Consider the following 14,003-nt stretch of genomic DNA (forward strand, 5'->3'; position numbering starts at 1 on the left):
CATGCTGCTGAGTTGCGGAGATGCCCTGGTCGATTTCCTGCCGGTCAAGTCCGCGGACGGACGTGACGCGGCGGTGCCGGTTGTCGGGGGTTCCTGTCTCAACATCGCTGTCGGCATGGCGCGTCTCGGCGCGCCGGCGGGGTTTGTGGGCGGCATCTCGACCGATCTCTTCGGCCGCATGATTGCCGACCACGCGTCGGCCTCGCAGGTCGACCTTCGCTACGTGATGCGCGGTGCGCATCAGACGACGCTCGCGTTTGTCCGCCACGTGGGCGGCGAGCCGCAATATGCGTTCTATGACGAGGCAACGGCGTCCCGAAACTGGACCTACCAGCGCGGCTCCATCCCCTTCGACGAGATCGAAGCGATTCATGTCGGATCGACCACGCTTGCCAACGACAAGGGGGCAGCCCAGGCGCTGGCGATGATCGAAGACGCGGGCGGCTCGACTACCATCTCCTTCGATCCAAATTGCCGGCCCAACCTGGTCGGGCACAAGGCGCGCTACGTCGATCAGATGAATGCATTTGCCGCCGCTGCAGACATCGTGCGGATGTCGGATGTCGATTTTGAGTTTCTCTATGGCGGGAGCAACTACGGGGAAAGGGCGAGATCGCTTATCGCGGCCGGTACAAGTCTGGTCGTCGTTACGCGTGGCATCAATGGAGCCCAAGCCTGGCACAAAGGAGCAGGTCTGGTAAAGGTCGAGGCGCCCACAATAAGGGTGATGGATACCATCGGGGCAGGCGACAGCTTTCAGGCCGCCCTGTTGTTTGCTTTGCGCGCGATCGGACGGATCAAGTGCGGAACGCTGGCGCAATTGAATTCCGACGAGCTTGGTCGTGCGTTGTCGTTTGCGTCGACTTGCGCGGCTTTCACATGCGGGCGCGCTGGCGCCGATCCACCACGCCAATCTGATGTCGGCCCGGCATTGTCTCGTCTTCTTACCGGATAAAAATTCTTGCAGCGGGGGTTGTGGCGCTCCCCGCTACCAAGCCGGCGATTTCCTACGCCAAACTACGATCTTCGGGCGAGTTTGAGTGTTCTATGGCGGCGCCCGTGGCTCCTGGCTCGCCTAGAAGTTGCCAGGCGCTAGTTCCGCTGGGCGGTCCAGTACCCTGAACAGCGCGCGCTTCCCGAATAGGACGGCGCCTTGATCCTCATCCCGCTTTCGCCGGTACTGATTTTTGGGGCCTTTGGCTATCCAGGACTCGGTCCTTCGGGCGGCGCCGTCGCGATGCTCTCTTATTGTGGTTTGGGAACGCTGGCTTACGCAGCCTATCTGTGGGGCCGGTTTGGCGTCCTCAAGCCGTCATTGCGTTTGCCAAGACTGTCGCTGGCGCCGGCGCTCGCCGTTCTCCGTGTCGGCGGAATGTCGGCCGTCGTCTCGGCCACCACCAATCTGACGCTGGCGATCGTGACGGCCTATGTGGCGATGGGCGGCGTGGAAGCCCTGGCTGGCTATGGTGCAGGATCCCGGCTCGAGTTTCTCCTCGTGCCGCTGGCCTACGGTATCGGCGGTCCGGTCGGAATCGTGATCAGCGCGAACCTCGGCGCCGGTCAGATAGAACGAGCCGTAAGCGCGTCCTGGATCGGTGTGCTGATGGCCGGCGCGCTGACCGAATTGATCGGGCTGACAGCGGCCGTCTTTCCAGAAGCATGGATCGGGATATTCAGCCAGGATCCGTCCGTGCTGCAAATCGGCGCCGAATATCTGCACCGCGTCGGACCGTTCTTTGGATTCTTCGGGGTCGGTTACGCTCTCTACTGCGTCGGACAGGCGACCAGACGAATGGAAGCCTCGGTCTTCGCCGCGCTGCTCAGGGCCGCCATCGCGGCGCTCGGCGGTCTTGCCGTGATCTGGTTGAAGGCTGACGTCACCTGGAATTTCATCGCCGTGGCATTGGGAATGGTCGCTTTCGGCCTTGTCGCGTTGCCGCCTCTGATCAGCCGCTCCGGCTATGAATAGTGCATCGCCGTCGCAGTTGTCCGCAGCGGTCGTCGAGGTGTGGATGTTAGATCTCGCTGGCTCCCGCTGGCATCGGCCCGCACTGGATGGCGTCCTCAGACTGGGATCTGTTCTGATCCTCTCCATCTTGGATGTTGCTCGATCACGTCCATGTGGGACGCTGGATCAAAAGCGAACCGTACATGGTCCAAACCGACGACACCGAGATTAATCGGGCGGGGCGCCCGAGTCGGTGAATCATAAGTTAATTTTTCGGCAAATTTCGCCGCTTGGGGACCTCGCGACTCAGCCTAAGACACCTCATCGCACGAAAAGGCGGGTATTTTCAGATGCCAAATTCGAATGACGTCGCCAGCAACGAGACGTGTTGGGAGCGCGCCCTGTCCCTGCTTGTCGTGGGTGCCAGCATGTTAGGCGGAAGCGCTGTGTTGCTCATACAGGCGCTACCGCCAATACTTCACGGGATTCCATAGTGGCGGAAACGGGTTCTGAGTGACACACGAGCCAAGTTGGGCTGCGAAGGAGTGTCGAATGTTCGTCCAATATGAAGATTTGCCTGAGACATGAGCTATTGGAATCGCCAAGAAAAATCGAAAGAAATTTGGGTCGGAGCGCTACACCCGCTCGATCCAACTATGCCGGTGACCCAGCGCTTTCTCGTCAGCCTCAGGCTGGAGTTTTCTCCGTCGTATACGCCGCAAGCTATTTTGGGCCTGAGTATCACGACGCCGAGCAGTGGGGCTCGACGCCATGTGGCTTGCGGAGCTGCTGACCTAGTTCAGCCCAGGCTGGGCTTGAAGAGCACCTATAGGCGCGAAATGCACCCCCGGGCTCTGCCCATCTCGGCAAGTTATTGAAGTTGCTGACATCTTCTCCGCCCTCCGAGCGCACCAAGGGCATAAGTCATTGATACGAAAAGCTTTTTCGCGATTATTTCTCCCACATTGTTACTCACATCGAAAGTTACTATTTTTGTTCTGCGCACATCTCCCTGGTTGAATTCCGCCTGTCTTTGGTTGGTCCCTCATCAATCGAAAGTTGATTAGTTGACGAAACTCGTTCAGGTGGCGCGACGCCTGTTCCGGCACTTCCCATAAGGGCGGTCACCTACAGCTCTTGTTTTCAATCTGTGGCAAGCGCAGCGAGGCGCTTGGGTCGCAGCTTGTTCTTCAAACTTTGTCACCGGCGTCTCCAACGTGCGTCCAGCGTTCTTGTCGTCCTCGCAGCTTTATTTGAACCAGGGCCGCGAAAAGCAAAAGCGCGATTTCAGTACGATATCGCAATAGCGTAGCCCAGCGTACAAATCGGTGGGACTCGTACTCATCCGTGACCGCTACGCCGCGCCGCGGAGGTGTGTTTTCGCAAAATGAGCGATTATGAAACGGTCGCTCATGGCGCAAAACGGACGTTCGCCGCAAACCCGCGGCACAGGCTTTTCGCGGAAGGAGAACGCCGCCGGCCTTCGGACAGTAGCGGGCGCCGAAATTCGACATCTCAGTTGCCTGTCATTTGTTCTCATCCAAAAAGCTTGTTCGCCGTCTTGGCGACAAGCTCCCCCTGGTGACGGGCGCCCGCCAATTCGATCTCCGTGGGTTGGCGCGAGCCATCGCCGCCGGCGATGGTTGTCGCTCCATAGGGGGCGCCGCCGACGATTTCGCTCAAGGTCATCTGCCCCTGGTGGCTGTATGGAAGCCCGACGATGGTCATACCGAAGTGAAGCAAGTTGGTGATGATCGAGAACAGGGTCGTTTCCTGGCCGCCGTGTTGAGTAGCAGTTGACGTAAAAGCGGCACCGACCTTGCCGTTGAACGCGCCGCGCGCCCACAGCCCACCTGCCTGATCGAGGAAGGCAGCCATTTGCGATGACATGCGTCCGAACCGCGTGCCGGTCCCGACGATGATCGCGTCGTAGTTGGTGAGTTCAGCCACCGTTGCGACGGGCGCATTCTGGTCCAGTTTGAAGTGGGCGCTCTTGGTGATCGCTTCAGGGACTGTTTCGGGAACGCGCTTGATGTCGACCTGCGCGCCTGCGCTGCGCGCGCCTTCAGCGATTGCCTGGGCCATCTGCTCAATATGTCCATACGAGGAGTAGTAGAGAACGAGAACTTTGCTCATTGTGAAGCTCCAACTGAGTTTGTTTGACGCTGCGAATGTCGCGGGGAGTTGAGCGATCAGCCGTGGCTGGTCCGGGTCGCCGACCATCAGTGGGAAGGCGCTAGTTCCGCTGAGCGGTCCAGTACCCTGAACAGCGCGCACTTCCCGAATAGCCGGTCCACCTGCCGCCGCCGGAATTGCTCGAGAGCCGGCCTGAGCCGGAAGCGTACTTGTCGTGAACGGTCACCGATGCGCGAACGGCACCCGAGCGCGCCACATAGCCTCTGAACCTCACCAGATTTGGATGGGTGACGATTCCATCAGTGATGTTGACGGAAAAGTTATAGGTCGGGTCGCACGCGCCTCTCTGCGTCACGAAGAGAAGGTCCCAGGATCCGTCGTAGGTCGAGCGAGCCTGCGCGACCGAGATCAAAGCAACAAGAGAGACTGCGGCGGCTGTCATGCCGAGTAAAGGATTCTTCATCGTCATATCTCCGAAGCGTTATCAGCGTTGCCACGGATATATGGGAAGGATGACGCCAGGGCTTGTTCAAATCTGCTTCAATCGTAGCCGAACCTTCAATAGCAGCCCAAACAGCCTAGATACTCAGAACTCGTTGCAGGCAGCTCACCAAAGTTTGTGCCTCGAAGGGCTTGTGGAGGAAGCAGGTCGCCCCGCTGGACATCGCTTTCTCCTCGATGCCGGGTTCGGCGCGGGCGGTAATCATGATCACCGGCAGCGAACCATGACGAGTGCTGAGCTCACGTTTCAGTTCGAAGCCATTCATCCCGGGCATTTGGATGTCGGTGATGGCACAGGAAAATTGTCCAAGATCGTTCGATGCGAGAAAATCCTCGGCCGATGCAAAGTCGCGCACTTCGTAGCCCAGCGAGCGAACGAGCCCAACCAGCGCCTCGCGCATAGCAGCGTCGTCATCGACGATCGAAATCAGGTGTCCGGCCGCCATCAACTGGTCTCCTTGCGAGCTGGCCGCTGAAATTGTCCATTGGCAGGACGAATGCACATGCATGAGCGCTCTCAACGTGTCCGGTCCTTCAATGTATCCGCCATGCGGACAAGATCCGCCAACGAACGGGCTCCCATCTTTCGCATCCCTGCGCCGCGATGAATTTTGACCGTTACCTCACTCAAGCCCAGCTCACCCGCGATCTGCTTGTTCATCTTGCCTGCGGTCACCAGCGCCATCACCTCGCGCTCGCGTGGGGACAGCGTTGCGTAACGATCGACGATGGCGACCGCTTGCTGCTCACTGGCGCGTTGCAGTCGGTCGCGGTTGATCGCGGCGGTCACCGCGTCGATCATGTCCTGGTCGCGGAATGGCTTTGGCAGGAAGTCGACCGCGCCGGCCTTCATCGCACGCACCGACATCGGAATGTCGCCGTGTCCCGTCATTAGGATCACCGGCAAGCGTACTCCGAGCCCGACGAGTTCCTCCTGAAAGTCGAGGCCATTGGTCCCAGGCAGGCGGATGTCGAGAACGATGCATCCCGGAGCGTCCAGGTCGTCAGCCCTCAGAAATTCCTGAGTTGAACGGTACGTCTTCGCGTTCAATCCCACGGAGCGCAGCACGCTGCTGAGCCCATCACCCAGATCCACATCGTCATCGACGATGTGCACGACGGAAGATTCGTTTGGCGTGTTGGGCATGCGGCATTCCACCCACTAGTGAGAGTAAGCCTCCATAGCACGGCAAAAGCCGCCAATGTCATCACACGAAGGTATGGTCGATGAGGGCAGGCGGCTTTCCGGCAGCAGACTGCCGCCCGCGTGGAATCCTCACCCCGCTCACACCAAGGTGTGAGGGTGATGAGACGCATGCACGATTGGCGCCGCGTGAGGCGGCAGCCATCCTTGGTCTCACGATGAGGCAACGGACCTCGCATTGCGTGGGTCACCGCCAGGTAAGTGAAGACAAACCAGGAGCAGCCGATGTTGAGGACCATGAACGATCCGGAAAGCGAATGTTCCAGAGAGGCTTTTCGGCCAGTCCTTCTCCAACCGGAATCGGATTTGCCGGTGCCGCGCCTGCTTCCGTCTGGCACGACCGTGTCGGCGGGCGTCGCCCGGGGTGGCTTGGCTCCAAGGGTGCTGCGGCGGATTCGTGAATATATCGACGGCAACATTGACCAGCGGATCAGCGTCGAGTTGCTTGCAGGCCTCGCAAACTTGTCAGTCTGCTACTTCGTGCGGGCCTTCAAGCAGTCCATGGGTGTCACGCCTCACGACTACCTGATACGGCAGCGGGTGGAGAGGACCAAGCAGCTGCTTTCGGGCACCGACATGCCCCTGTCGGAAATCGCGCTTGCTGCGGGCTTTGCAGATCAAAGCCATTTTGCCCGCCGCTTTCGTCAACATGTCGGAATGTCGCCACGCGACTATCGCTGGTCGAGTCCCTAGTAAGCTTGCTCGGCAGCCGCTGCCACCTCATCTTGTTGCAGGGCAGGAAGGCGGATTCTGAACAAGGCTCCCCAGCGGTCGCCGGACGTCGCAGAGATCGATCCGCCGTGGCTCTCCACGATGGTACGGCTGATCGAGAGTCCCATGCCCATTCCGTCAGCCTTTGTCGTTTGGAAGGCGGTAAAGATATCGCCGGCTATCTTAGGATCAATTCCGGTTCCCGTGTCCTCGATCTCCAGGACGGCCATTTGGGAGTTTGAATCCTCCAACGACGTCCCGGAATTGATCGACAACAGCCGTCTCCGATCGTCGATCTGCGACATCGCGTGTATTGCATTGACGACGAGATTGATGACGACCTGCGCAAGCTGCACGCGGTCGCCGAGGACGGGCGGCGCGGGCGCCTGAAGATCAAGCCTAAGTCCTACATCATTGTTAAGCATCTCGCGCTCGACGAGCGGAATGACGTCAGCAACGATATCGTTCAGGGTCAGTACCGTGTGGGATGGATTGCTCTTCCGGGCCAGAGCACGAAGACGAGTGATGACTTCGCTCGCGCGCCGGCCGTTGCTGATCATCCGCTCGAGCGCCCGACGCACTTCTTCGAGGTTGGGTTTGTCCCGCAGCAGCCATCGCAAACCAGCTTCGCCATTTGTCAGAATCGCCGCAAGCGGCTGGTTGACCTCGTGAGCAATCGACGCGGTGAGCTCGCCCAGGGTACTGATGCGCGTGACGTGCTCGAGCTGGCTGCGTGCGTGATGCAGCGCATCCTCCGCGTGCTTCTGCTCCGTAATGTCGCTGTTGGTCTCCATGGTTGCGAATGGGCGCCCGCGTTCGTCGCGTTGCACCGCCCAACGGCTTACGACCCATACTTCTGTGCCGTCGCGTCGGGTGTGAACGAGCTCTCCTTGCCAACGGTTGGAGTCGTCGAGCTGCTCCATGGTGCCGGCCGACGGCAGATACTTTGTCTTCAGTAGCGCGTGGGATTTCTGTCCCAGCGCCTCCTTTCGTGGCCAGCCGTAAAGCTCCTCAGCCCCGGCATTCCAATAGGTGATGACATCGGTTGCGTCGCGCACGAAGATCGCATCATGGCTCAAATCGAGAAGCGCCGCCTGATCGCTCAGGCTTTCCGCCGCTTTCCGGTTCCTGAGCGCGGCGAGCGTCGCAATGCCTATCGCGCAAAGGCCGATCAAGGCGCGGAGCACCGGCCCGCTTTGAAGCGATTCGCCGTGAACGATTGCAAAGCTCAGGAGGGTCTGCAGGACACAGACGGCGCAAACAAGCAGGATACCGCGCCGGCCAAGGAAATCTGCCGATGCAATCACCACGACGGCGTACAGCACCGCGATCGCAATATCGAGCGGAGCGAACGTATCGATCGCAAAAATGATCGCCACCCCAACAAGCATCAGGGCGACTTGGAGACCGGTTGGCCGGCTTGTCATTCGAGATGGTCGTTCCGACATCGGCTTCTTTCGAGCGGTGGTGTCACTGAGTCTGCCTCGGCGGCGCATGCTCCAATCTAGCCGGGGACGCGGGGCGGCCGCTTGTTCGTGCACGCTCCGACTTGCACGTTCGTGCGGCGATTGGGTTGCTTTCACGGACAGCGACGTCGCATCAGCAGAAATCTTCAAGTTGTCGCACGGGCTTACAAGCGACAGGAACCCTGCTGCGCCTAAGCTCTTCAGGGACAATGCCGGGTGACGTCGCGACCAGGCTGTCGGGGAAGGTTCTTCAGATGCTCAAGGGCTTTACGGTCCCGCGGTCACCTCTGGGGACGGCGTCGTTAACACCGCCACCTCCATGGCACTACGCTGGTGAGGTGCTGGCCGTGGAGTTCTGGAACGACCCGGATGTGTCGGCTGACATTCTTCCCAGAGGCGTCAAGCTGGATGCCCTCTGCTGGGGGCGCTCTGTCGCGCTCTTCGTCGATTGTCAGTTCACCGCGAGCGGCGACGAGTACCTTGATCCAGCGCGATATCAGTGCCGCGAATTCATCGTTCTCCTCGATGCAACGTGGCAGGGGTCACGAATAGCCTGGTGCCCGTACGCCTACGCCGACAACGATGCGGCGATCATGAGAGGCTGGATCCAGGGTTATCCGAAGAAGTTAGGCGTCGTGCACCAGACCCGCAGTTTTTCCGCCGCCAGCGCGGCTTCGGCACCGCTCGCCAGCAAGAGCAGATTTGCCGGTTGCGTATCCTCCCGTGGACAGCGGCTGGCAGAAGCTCGCGTGATACTGCGCGAAAGGGCAGATCATCTTGTTGGCCTGCTTGATCGGCCGATTGTGGCGCGTCGATATTTTCCGCGGCTTTGTGCTGGCATGCACGACAAGCCGGCCGTGGATGAGCTCGTTCGGTGCATGATGGAGAATTTCCTGATCTCGAACCTATGGGTCGGTGAAGGAGAGCTGAGTTTTCCTGAAGCTCACGGCGAAGAGCTCGACATGTTGGGGCCGATCAAGGTCGGTCGCGGCTTCCGGTTCTCGTTTTCCTGTTCGATCTCCGATTGCGAGATTTTGGCCGACTTGACCGTCTAGCGATCGTCTTGCCGGCCCAAACAGGGAATGCACTGAAAGCAGTTCTTCTAACCGCAAGAACAGACAAGCCGACGCAAGCCGATAAAATCAATTGCGGCTGGCTTCGATAGGCTATCCGTCGATAATGCGCAGGAGTTGAAAATGCTGAAGGGCTTTACCGTTCCCAAGTCGCCATTCGGTCAGGCGGCACTGACCCCACCGCCGCCCTGGCACTACTCCAGCGACGTTGTGGGTGTTGAGTTCTGGACCGACCCCGAGGCGACGGCCGCGACGCTGCCGAGCGGTCTCACTCCCGATCCGAAGTCGAACGGCCATGCCGTCATAATGTTTCTGGATTGGCAGTTCACCGCGCAGGACGACGAATTTCTCGATCCGGCCCGTTATCAGTATCGCGAGGCATTTGTGCTGCTCGACGCGATGCATCGCGACACACCCGTGATGTGGTGCCCTTACATCTATGTCGACAACGATGCCGCGTTGGCGCGAGGGTGGACGCAAGGCTTTCCCAAGAAAATGGGTAGCATTTTCCAAACGCGCACATTTGCCGCGGCAAGCCCTGCCGCAGCGCCGATCATGCCCGGTGGCCGATTTGGCGCGAGCCTTTCCGCGCACGGCCAGCGTCTGGCGGAAGCCTGTATTACCCTGCGGAAGCCTGTCGAAAACGGATTGTCGCTTCTGAACCGGCCGACGGTCCTGCTGCGATATTTCCCGAGCCTGGCTGCCGGATATCAGGACAAGCCGGCGGTCGATGAGCTGGCGATGTCGCTCACAGACAATCTCACGGTCGCCGACGCATGGGTAGGGGAGGGTGAATTGAATATTCCTGACGCGCAAGGCGAAGAGCTGCACGCCCTCGAGCCAAGGCGCATCGAGTCCGGATTCCGTTATTCGCTCGCCTACTCCGTCACGGACCTGACGATCCTGGAGGACCGCACGCGCAAATAGCCTGAACAACTCTCCCGCCTTGCGGCGAAGCGTGCAGTCCCCTCGCTTTGCCGGGAGGGCCTCCTCGGATCCCCCGTCCCAAGGAGGTCCTCCGCGAGGGAGTGTTTCTGGAAAAAGGATAACGCGAACGGCGCCCGAATACCTGGTCGACGGTTCATTCACGAAAGAAGCGCAGATGGTGATACCAGTTCACATATGGGGACATGCGCTGCGCATATGGCTGGCAGCGGTGACTGCGCTCTACGTGGCGTTCTGGCTGCAGCTTGGAGGAGCGGCATCGGCCGCAGTGACTGTCGCTATCCTGGCGCAGCCCACACGCGGGGCCGCACTGGCGAAAGCCGTCAACAGGATTGCCGCGACGTTCATCGGCGCTGCGATGTCAATCGTGATCGCGGGTCTCTTTCCCGGCGAGCGTGTCGGCCTGCTTGCGGCTTTCATTCTCTGGATATGCATTTGCGTCTTCGTCGGGAGCTACTTCCGCGGCTTTCGGGCCTATGCCGCCGTTTTGTCCGGCTACACCGTCGGAATTATTACCGTCGTCAATATCGATACGCCGCAAAAGGTGTTCACAACGATGACCGATCGCGTGGCCGCGATCACGATTGGTATCCTTTGCGTGACACTCATCAACGATCTCTTCGGTTCGCCGCCGGTGTGGCGAGGGTTGGATCGCCGGATCACCCAGGCCTGGCATGATCTGCGCGACTACGCGCGCGACGTGTTAGGCGGAGCCAGGGACGATTCGGAAAGAGCAGGGGTGCTTTTCGCACAGATTGCCGGCTTGAGGGATGAGGTGGATATCGTCGCTCACGACATGGCAGATGGGCGACATCGGGCAGGTGGCGCCCGGAGCGCGATGCTGGCGCTGGTCGAGATTGTCCAACAGGTTCGATTGCTGGGCTTGCTTGAGCGTGGCGATCCTTTGGCCGTAACCATCAGAGACCAATGTCTTGCTGCGCTCGATGGCGATCGCTCAGAGGCGCTGGCGTTGCTGGCCAGGCTACGCGACGACGAAACGTCGCGTCCTGACGTGACTATCGCGGCCATAGGGCAGATTCAGCAGGCCCTTCGCTGCGTGGAAGCCATGGCTCAGCTCAAGGACGGGCAATTATCCCTGCGCGAAGGGAGCGAGCCGGCTCGTGATGTGCGATTGCCACATCGCAAGGAGTTCTTCTTTGCGCTGCAAAATGCGATTCGTATCGGGATTGCGGTGTCAGCGGGAGCGCTTTTTCTCGTGCTTGCAGGATGGCCGGTGTCCGTTTCGGCTTTGATGATCACCGCAAACCTGTGTGCTTTGAGCACGACAATGCCAAATCCGTCGAAATTCGCGGTCGCCGCCATGGTGAGCTTCGCGCTCGCCGCGCCAAGCGCCGGTATCGTTCACTTCTATCTTCTCACCGACTCACAGGACTTTGTCCGGCTTGCGATTGCGATCGCGCCGGTGCTGATTTTTGGCTGCCTGTTCAGCGCCAATCCGAAGATCGCTGGTATCGGAACCACAATGAACGTCATTTTCCTGGTTTTGTTGGCGCCATCCAACCCTCAATCGTTCAACGCGCTTAGCTTCTTTTCGCAATGCATGTTCGTGGCGTTTGCCCTCGGCGTCGTATTTCTGGCGTCCCGCCTGGTGTGGCCAGTATCGGAGCTCGACAAGCAACGGGCCGTCGTCAGGGCGACGAAGGAAACATTGGCGGCGTCGATGACCGGCAGGAAATACAGCCTGCCGGTGCTGAGCATGGTGCTGGCCTCCAGGATTTCCGACTATGTTGCCGCGGCCACTAACAAGGATAGGTCGCATCCGGAAGTGCTTAAGGGCCTCCTCGCGACCAACGACCTGTCGCTCGCGTCGGCTGCGGCCTACGCTCACCTGGAGCAGAGCTCGGACGATCCGGCCATCCGCTCCGGGCTTGGCCCGTTGCAACGGGCTCTTCAGGCCGGAAATAGCCGGCGCCTTTACGCCGGCGCCAGATCAATTCTTCGACGCAAGCGAGAAGGCAAGGCCGGGCTGCAGGAAACAATGCTGGCCGCGGTAACTGACCTATGGTCCGCGGGCGTGGTGCTGGAGCGCGAGGGGCGCAGGATCCGGCATTTCGCCGGCCGGGGCTTCGTCAACAAGGGAGAGGGGTGATGGGCGTAGCGACAAAGAAGCGAATAGCGGTCAACCTGCTCCGATATCTTGCGACCGGCGTGCTTGTCGCAGCAGCGCTTGTTGCTGCGGGCTATGGCTGGCGCGTTTATGTGACGGCGCCATGGACGCGCGATGGTATGGTCCGTGTCCAGGTCGCAAATGTGGCGCCGCAGATTTCCGGCAAGATCGTGGAGATACGAATCTCCGACAACCAGCACGTCCACAAGGGCGACATACTCTACGTCATCGAAAAATTTGATTTCGAGGTCGCGCTGGAGAATGCAAAAGCGACCATCCTGAGCCGTGAGGCTGACCTCGAAGTCAAGAAGGCACAGAACGCCCGGCGGGCGATTCTTACGACACTGTCCACCTCGATTGAGGAGAAGCAGATATTCGACGGCAATGCGAAGATGGCGGATGCCGCCCTCTTGAGCGCCAAGGCCGCGCTTGCGCAAGCCGACATCAATCTCCAGAGGACGGAGGTGCGTTCGCCTGTCGACGGCTACGTCACGAACCTCCTGATGCGGGTCGGCGACTCTGCGCGGGCCGGAACGCCCAATGTTTCGGTGATCGACGAGCATTCCTACTGGATCGACGCGTACTTCGAGGAAACGAAGATCGCCAACATCCGTGTCGGAGAGGACGTCGAGGCGACGTTGCTTGGCTATGAAATGCCGATCAAGGGCGGGATCGAGAGCATCACGGGCGGTATCAGTGCCGCGAACGCCGCAAGCAGCACGCAGGGCCTTCCGAACGTTGATCCGATATTCACCTGGGTTCGTCTCGCGCAGCGCATTCCGGTGCGGATCAGGATCGACCGGGTCCCGCAAGACGTGCCGCTCGTTGCAGGAATGACCTGCAGCGTTTCCGTTGTCGGCAGGAAGAAAGCTCCTGCACCGAAGCCCGATCGAGGAATCTTCGATCGGCTCATAAGCCGACTTGGGTGAAGCCGATGCGTGCGCCAAGGGATATCGAACTGGGCGGCGTCCTGATTGACCCCTTTGTGAGGTGTCTGTTCCTCGCCTTGATCATCCTGATCGTAATCCGGTTTGTCGTCGGCCGCCTCGGATTGAGGTCGATGTTCGCCAACCCGCCCCTTGCGGAGGCGGCCCTCTACGTCTGCATCCTCGTCGGCCTTATGGCGTCCTGGATCTGAGTGCAGCCTGAGGGCAGGCTAAATAGCTCCTCGGCTTGTCGTCGACCGTTTATGCTATTGATTTTTCGACGTTATTTTATGTTGCGCTGCAATTAATAGTTCAGAACGCTACTTAACAAGCCAAACAGGACCGCTTGCACCATGCTCTTGCCGGGCCGGAATTCTCGTCGAGGGATTGATATGGAAGGGTCGCAGAGTACTGCATCGAATTCTTCGCCAGCCGCTCTCCGGTTCGGCTATCTGGCGGGCAGCCTGGCCCAGCTCCTTGAAGTGGTGAGGCGCGAGTTCGAGCACGATCGCGAGGCGGCGAAGGCGTCGCTGGCCACGGCATCGACCATCCTGCAATCGGAGATCGAACGCCATTCCGGCGCGAAGCGATCCAGGACGGCCGGGCTGGCCGGCTGGCAGATCGCGCGGGTGCGAACCTTCATCGAAAAGAATCTGCACCGTACCATTCATACCCAGGACCTCAGCGCTGTCGCGCGGCGGACCCCGGCACACTTCTCGCGGTCGTTCAAGCTAACCTTCGGAGATCCGCCACATGCTTACGTGGTCAAGAGGCGGTTGGAGAGAGCTTGCCATCTGATGCTAACCAGTTCAGCCTCGCTGAGCGAAATCGCGCTGGGCGTTGGATTTTCGGATCAGGCGCATCTGTGCAGACTATTCCGGCAAGCCTTTGGGCATAGTCCAGCCAGTTGGCGCCGCGAACACGAGATAGAGCAGTGAGGTCAGAGAGTCAGCGCGGATGAGAGA

At 59.8% G+C, this 14,003-nt stretch carries 14 protein-coding genes; 9 read left to right on the forward strand and 5 right to left on the reverse strand.

Features of this window, described 5'->3' with window-relative positions; all coding sequences use genetic code 11:
• Position 1: 1 nt before the first annotated feature.
• Together IVB05_RS17705 and IVB05_RS17710 are read left to right on the forward strand one after the other, a co-directional pair.
• Positions 2 to 955 (forward strand): carbohydrate kinase, encoded by a 954-nt coding sequence (locus tag IVB05_RS17705; protein ID WP_247785866.1) that lies wholly within the window; start codon positions 2 to 4, stop codon positions 953 to 955.
• 198 nt (positions 956 to 1,153) lie between these two features.
• Positions 1,154 to 1,969 (forward strand): MATE family efflux transporter, encoded by an 816-nt coding sequence (locus tag IVB05_RS17710; RefSeq protein WP_247785867.1) that lies wholly within the window; start codon positions 1,154 to 1,156, stop codon positions 1,967 to 1,969.
• 1,515 nt (positions 1,970 to 3,484) lie between these two features.
• On the opposite strand, the gene wrbA is transcribed toward IVB05_RS17710, so the two are convergent.
• From wrbA to IVB05_RS17730, 4 genes are all read right to left on the reverse strand, one after another.
• Positions 3,485 to 4,084 carry an NAD(P)H:quinone oxidoreductase gene (gene wrbA / locus IVB05_RS17715; protein WP_214491055.1) on the reverse strand — a complete coding sequence of 200 codons (600 nt, stop codon included), beginning with the start codon at positions 4,082 to 4,084 and terminating at the stop codon, positions 3,485 to 3,487.
• Between the two features lie 100 nt (positions 4,085 to 4,184).
• Entirely contained in the window at positions 4,185 to 4,547 is a 363-nt protein-coding gene (locus tag IVB05_RS17720) for a hypothetical protein (RefSeq protein WP_247785869.1), read from the reverse strand.
• A 115-nt stretch (positions 4,548 to 4,662) separates the two neighbouring features.
• Positions 4,663 to 5,031: a response regulator gene (locus IVB05_RS17725; RefSeq protein ID WP_214491054.1), complete on the reverse strand. Its 369-nt coding sequence runs from the start codon at positions 5,029 to 5,031 to the stop codon at positions 4,663 to 4,665.
• Between the two features lie 71 nt (positions 5,032 to 5,102).
• Positions 5,103 to 5,732, reverse strand: a complete 630-nt coding sequence (locus IVB05_RS17730; RefSeq protein WP_214491053.1) for a response regulator — start codon at positions 5,730 to 5,732, stop codon at positions 5,103 to 5,105.
• A gap of 282 nt (positions 5,733 to 6,014) precedes the next feature.
• On the opposite strand from IVB05_RS17730, the gene IVB05_RS17735 reads away from it, so the two are divergent.
• A complete protein-coding gene (locus IVB05_RS17735) occupies positions 6,015 to 6,482 on the forward strand; it encodes an AraC family transcriptional regulator (RefSeq protein ID WP_247785871.1) in 468 nt (155 codons plus the stop codon).
• On the opposite strand, the gene IVB05_RS17740 is transcribed toward IVB05_RS17735, so the two are convergent.
• Positions 6,479 to 7,948: an ATP-binding protein gene (locus IVB05_RS17740; RefSeq protein ID WP_247785872.1), complete on the reverse strand. Its 1,470-nt coding sequence runs from the start codon at positions 7,946 to 7,948 to the stop codon at positions 6,479 to 6,481. The two genes, IVB05_RS17735 and IVB05_RS17740, sit on opposite strands and share 4 nt — an antisense overlap.
• Positions 7,949 to 8,220: 272 nt before the next feature.
• Between IVB05_RS17740 and IVB05_RS17745 the strand changes: the two genes are divergently transcribed.
• The 6 genes from IVB05_RS17745 (at position 8,221) to IVB05_RS17770 (ending at position 13,976) form a co-directional block, all read left to right on the forward strand.
• Complete coding sequence (locus IVB05_RS17745) at positions 8,221 to 9,021, forward strand: acetoacetate decarboxylase family protein (protein WP_247785873.1); 801 nt, start codon at positions 8,221 to 8,223, stop codon at positions 9,019 to 9,021.
• A gap of 141 nt (positions 9,022 to 9,162) precedes the next feature.
• Entirely contained in the window at positions 9,163 to 9,966 is an 804-nt protein-coding gene (locus IVB05_RS17750) for an acetoacetate decarboxylase family protein (RefSeq protein ID WP_247785874.1), read from the forward strand.
• Positions 9,967 to 10,141: 175 nt separating this feature from the next.
• The gene (locus IVB05_RS17755; protein ID WP_247785875.1) at positions 10,142 to 12,094 is read left to right on the forward strand and encodes an FUSC family protein; all 1,953 of its coding nucleotides are present in this window, start codon (positions 10,142 to 10,144) and stop codon (positions 12,092 to 12,094) included.
• Positions 12,094 to 13,041, forward strand: a complete 948-nt coding sequence (locus tag IVB05_RS17760; protein ID WP_247785876.1) for an HlyD family secretion protein — start codon at positions 12,094 to 12,096, stop codon at positions 13,039 to 13,041. The genes IVB05_RS17755 and IVB05_RS17760 overlap by 1 nt, the downstream gene beginning before the upstream one ends.
• A 5-nt stretch (positions 13,042 to 13,046) precedes the next feature.
• Positions 13,047 to 13,250, forward strand: coding sequence for a DUF1656 domain-containing protein (locus IVB05_RS17765; protein ID WP_214491046.1), 204 nt, complete (start codon positions 13,047 to 13,049; stop codon positions 13,248 to 13,250).
• A 180-nt stretch (positions 13,251 to 13,430) separates the two neighbouring features.
• On the forward strand, positions 13,431 to 13,976 hold the full coding sequence (locus tag IVB05_RS17770) for an AraC family transcriptional regulator (RefSeq protein ID WP_247785877.1): 546 nt from the start codon (positions 13,431 to 13,433) through the stop codon (positions 13,974 to 13,976).
• Positions 13,977 to 14,003 lie beyond the last annotated feature (27 nt).

The organism is Bradyrhizobium sp. 170 (assembly GCF_023101085.1).
Taxonomy (GTDB): Bacteria; Pseudomonadota; Alphaproteobacteria; order Rhizobiales; family Xanthobacteraceae; genus Bradyrhizobium.

Bases quoted from the DNA above. Each gene is read 5' to 3' on its own strand.
- IVB05_RS17740 (WP_247785872.1), bottom strand. From the start codon at position 7,948: ATGTCGGAACGACCATCTCGAATGACAAGCCGGCCAACCGGTCTCCAA.
- IVB05_RS17770 (WP_247785877.1), top strand. From the start codon at position 13,431: ATGGAAGGGTCGCAGAGTACTGCATCGAATTCTTCGCCAGCCGCTCTC.
- IVB05_RS17725 (WP_214491054.1), bottom strand. From the start codon at position 5,031: ATGGCGGCCGGACACCTGATTTCGATCGTCGATGACGACGCTGCTATG.
- IVB05_RS17765 (WP_214491046.1), top strand. From the start codon at position 13,047: ATGCGTGCGCCAAGGGATATCGAACTGGGCGGCGTCCTGATTGACCCC.
- IVB05_RS17735 (WP_247785871.1), top strand. From the start codon at position 6,015: ATGTTGAGGACCATGAACGATCCGGAAAGCGAATGTTCCAGAGAGGCT.
- IVB05_RS17720 (WP_247785869.1), bottom strand. From the start codon at position 4,547: ATGAAGAATCCTTTACTCGGCATGACAGCCGCCGCAGTCTCTCTTGTT.
- IVB05_RS17755 (WP_247785875.1), top strand. From the start codon at position 10,142: ATGGTGATACCAGTTCACATATGGGGACATGCGCTGCGCATATGGCTG.
- IVB05_RS17745 (WP_247785873.1), top strand. From the start codon at position 8,221: ATGCTCAAGGGCTTTACGGTCCCGCGGTCACCTCTGGGGACGGCGTCG.
- IVB05_RS17705 (WP_247785866.1), top strand. From the start codon at position 2: ATGCTGCTGAGTTGCGGAGATGCCCTGGTCGATTTCCTGCCGGTCAAG.
- IVB05_RS17760 (WP_247785876.1), top strand. From the start codon at position 12,094: ATGGGCGTAGCGACAAAGAAGCGAATAGCGGTCAACCTGCTCCGATAT.
- wrbA (WP_214491055.1), bottom strand. From the start codon at position 4,084: ATGAGCAAAGTTCTCGTTCTCTACTACTCCTCGTATGGACATATTGAG.
- IVB05_RS17730 (WP_214491053.1), bottom strand. From the start codon at position 5,732: ATGCCCAACACGCCAAACGAATCTTCCGTCGTGCACATCGTCGATGAC.
- IVB05_RS17750 (WP_247785874.1), top strand. From the start codon at position 9,163: ATGCTGAAGGGCTTTACCGTTCCCAAGTCGCCATTCGGTCAGGCGGCA.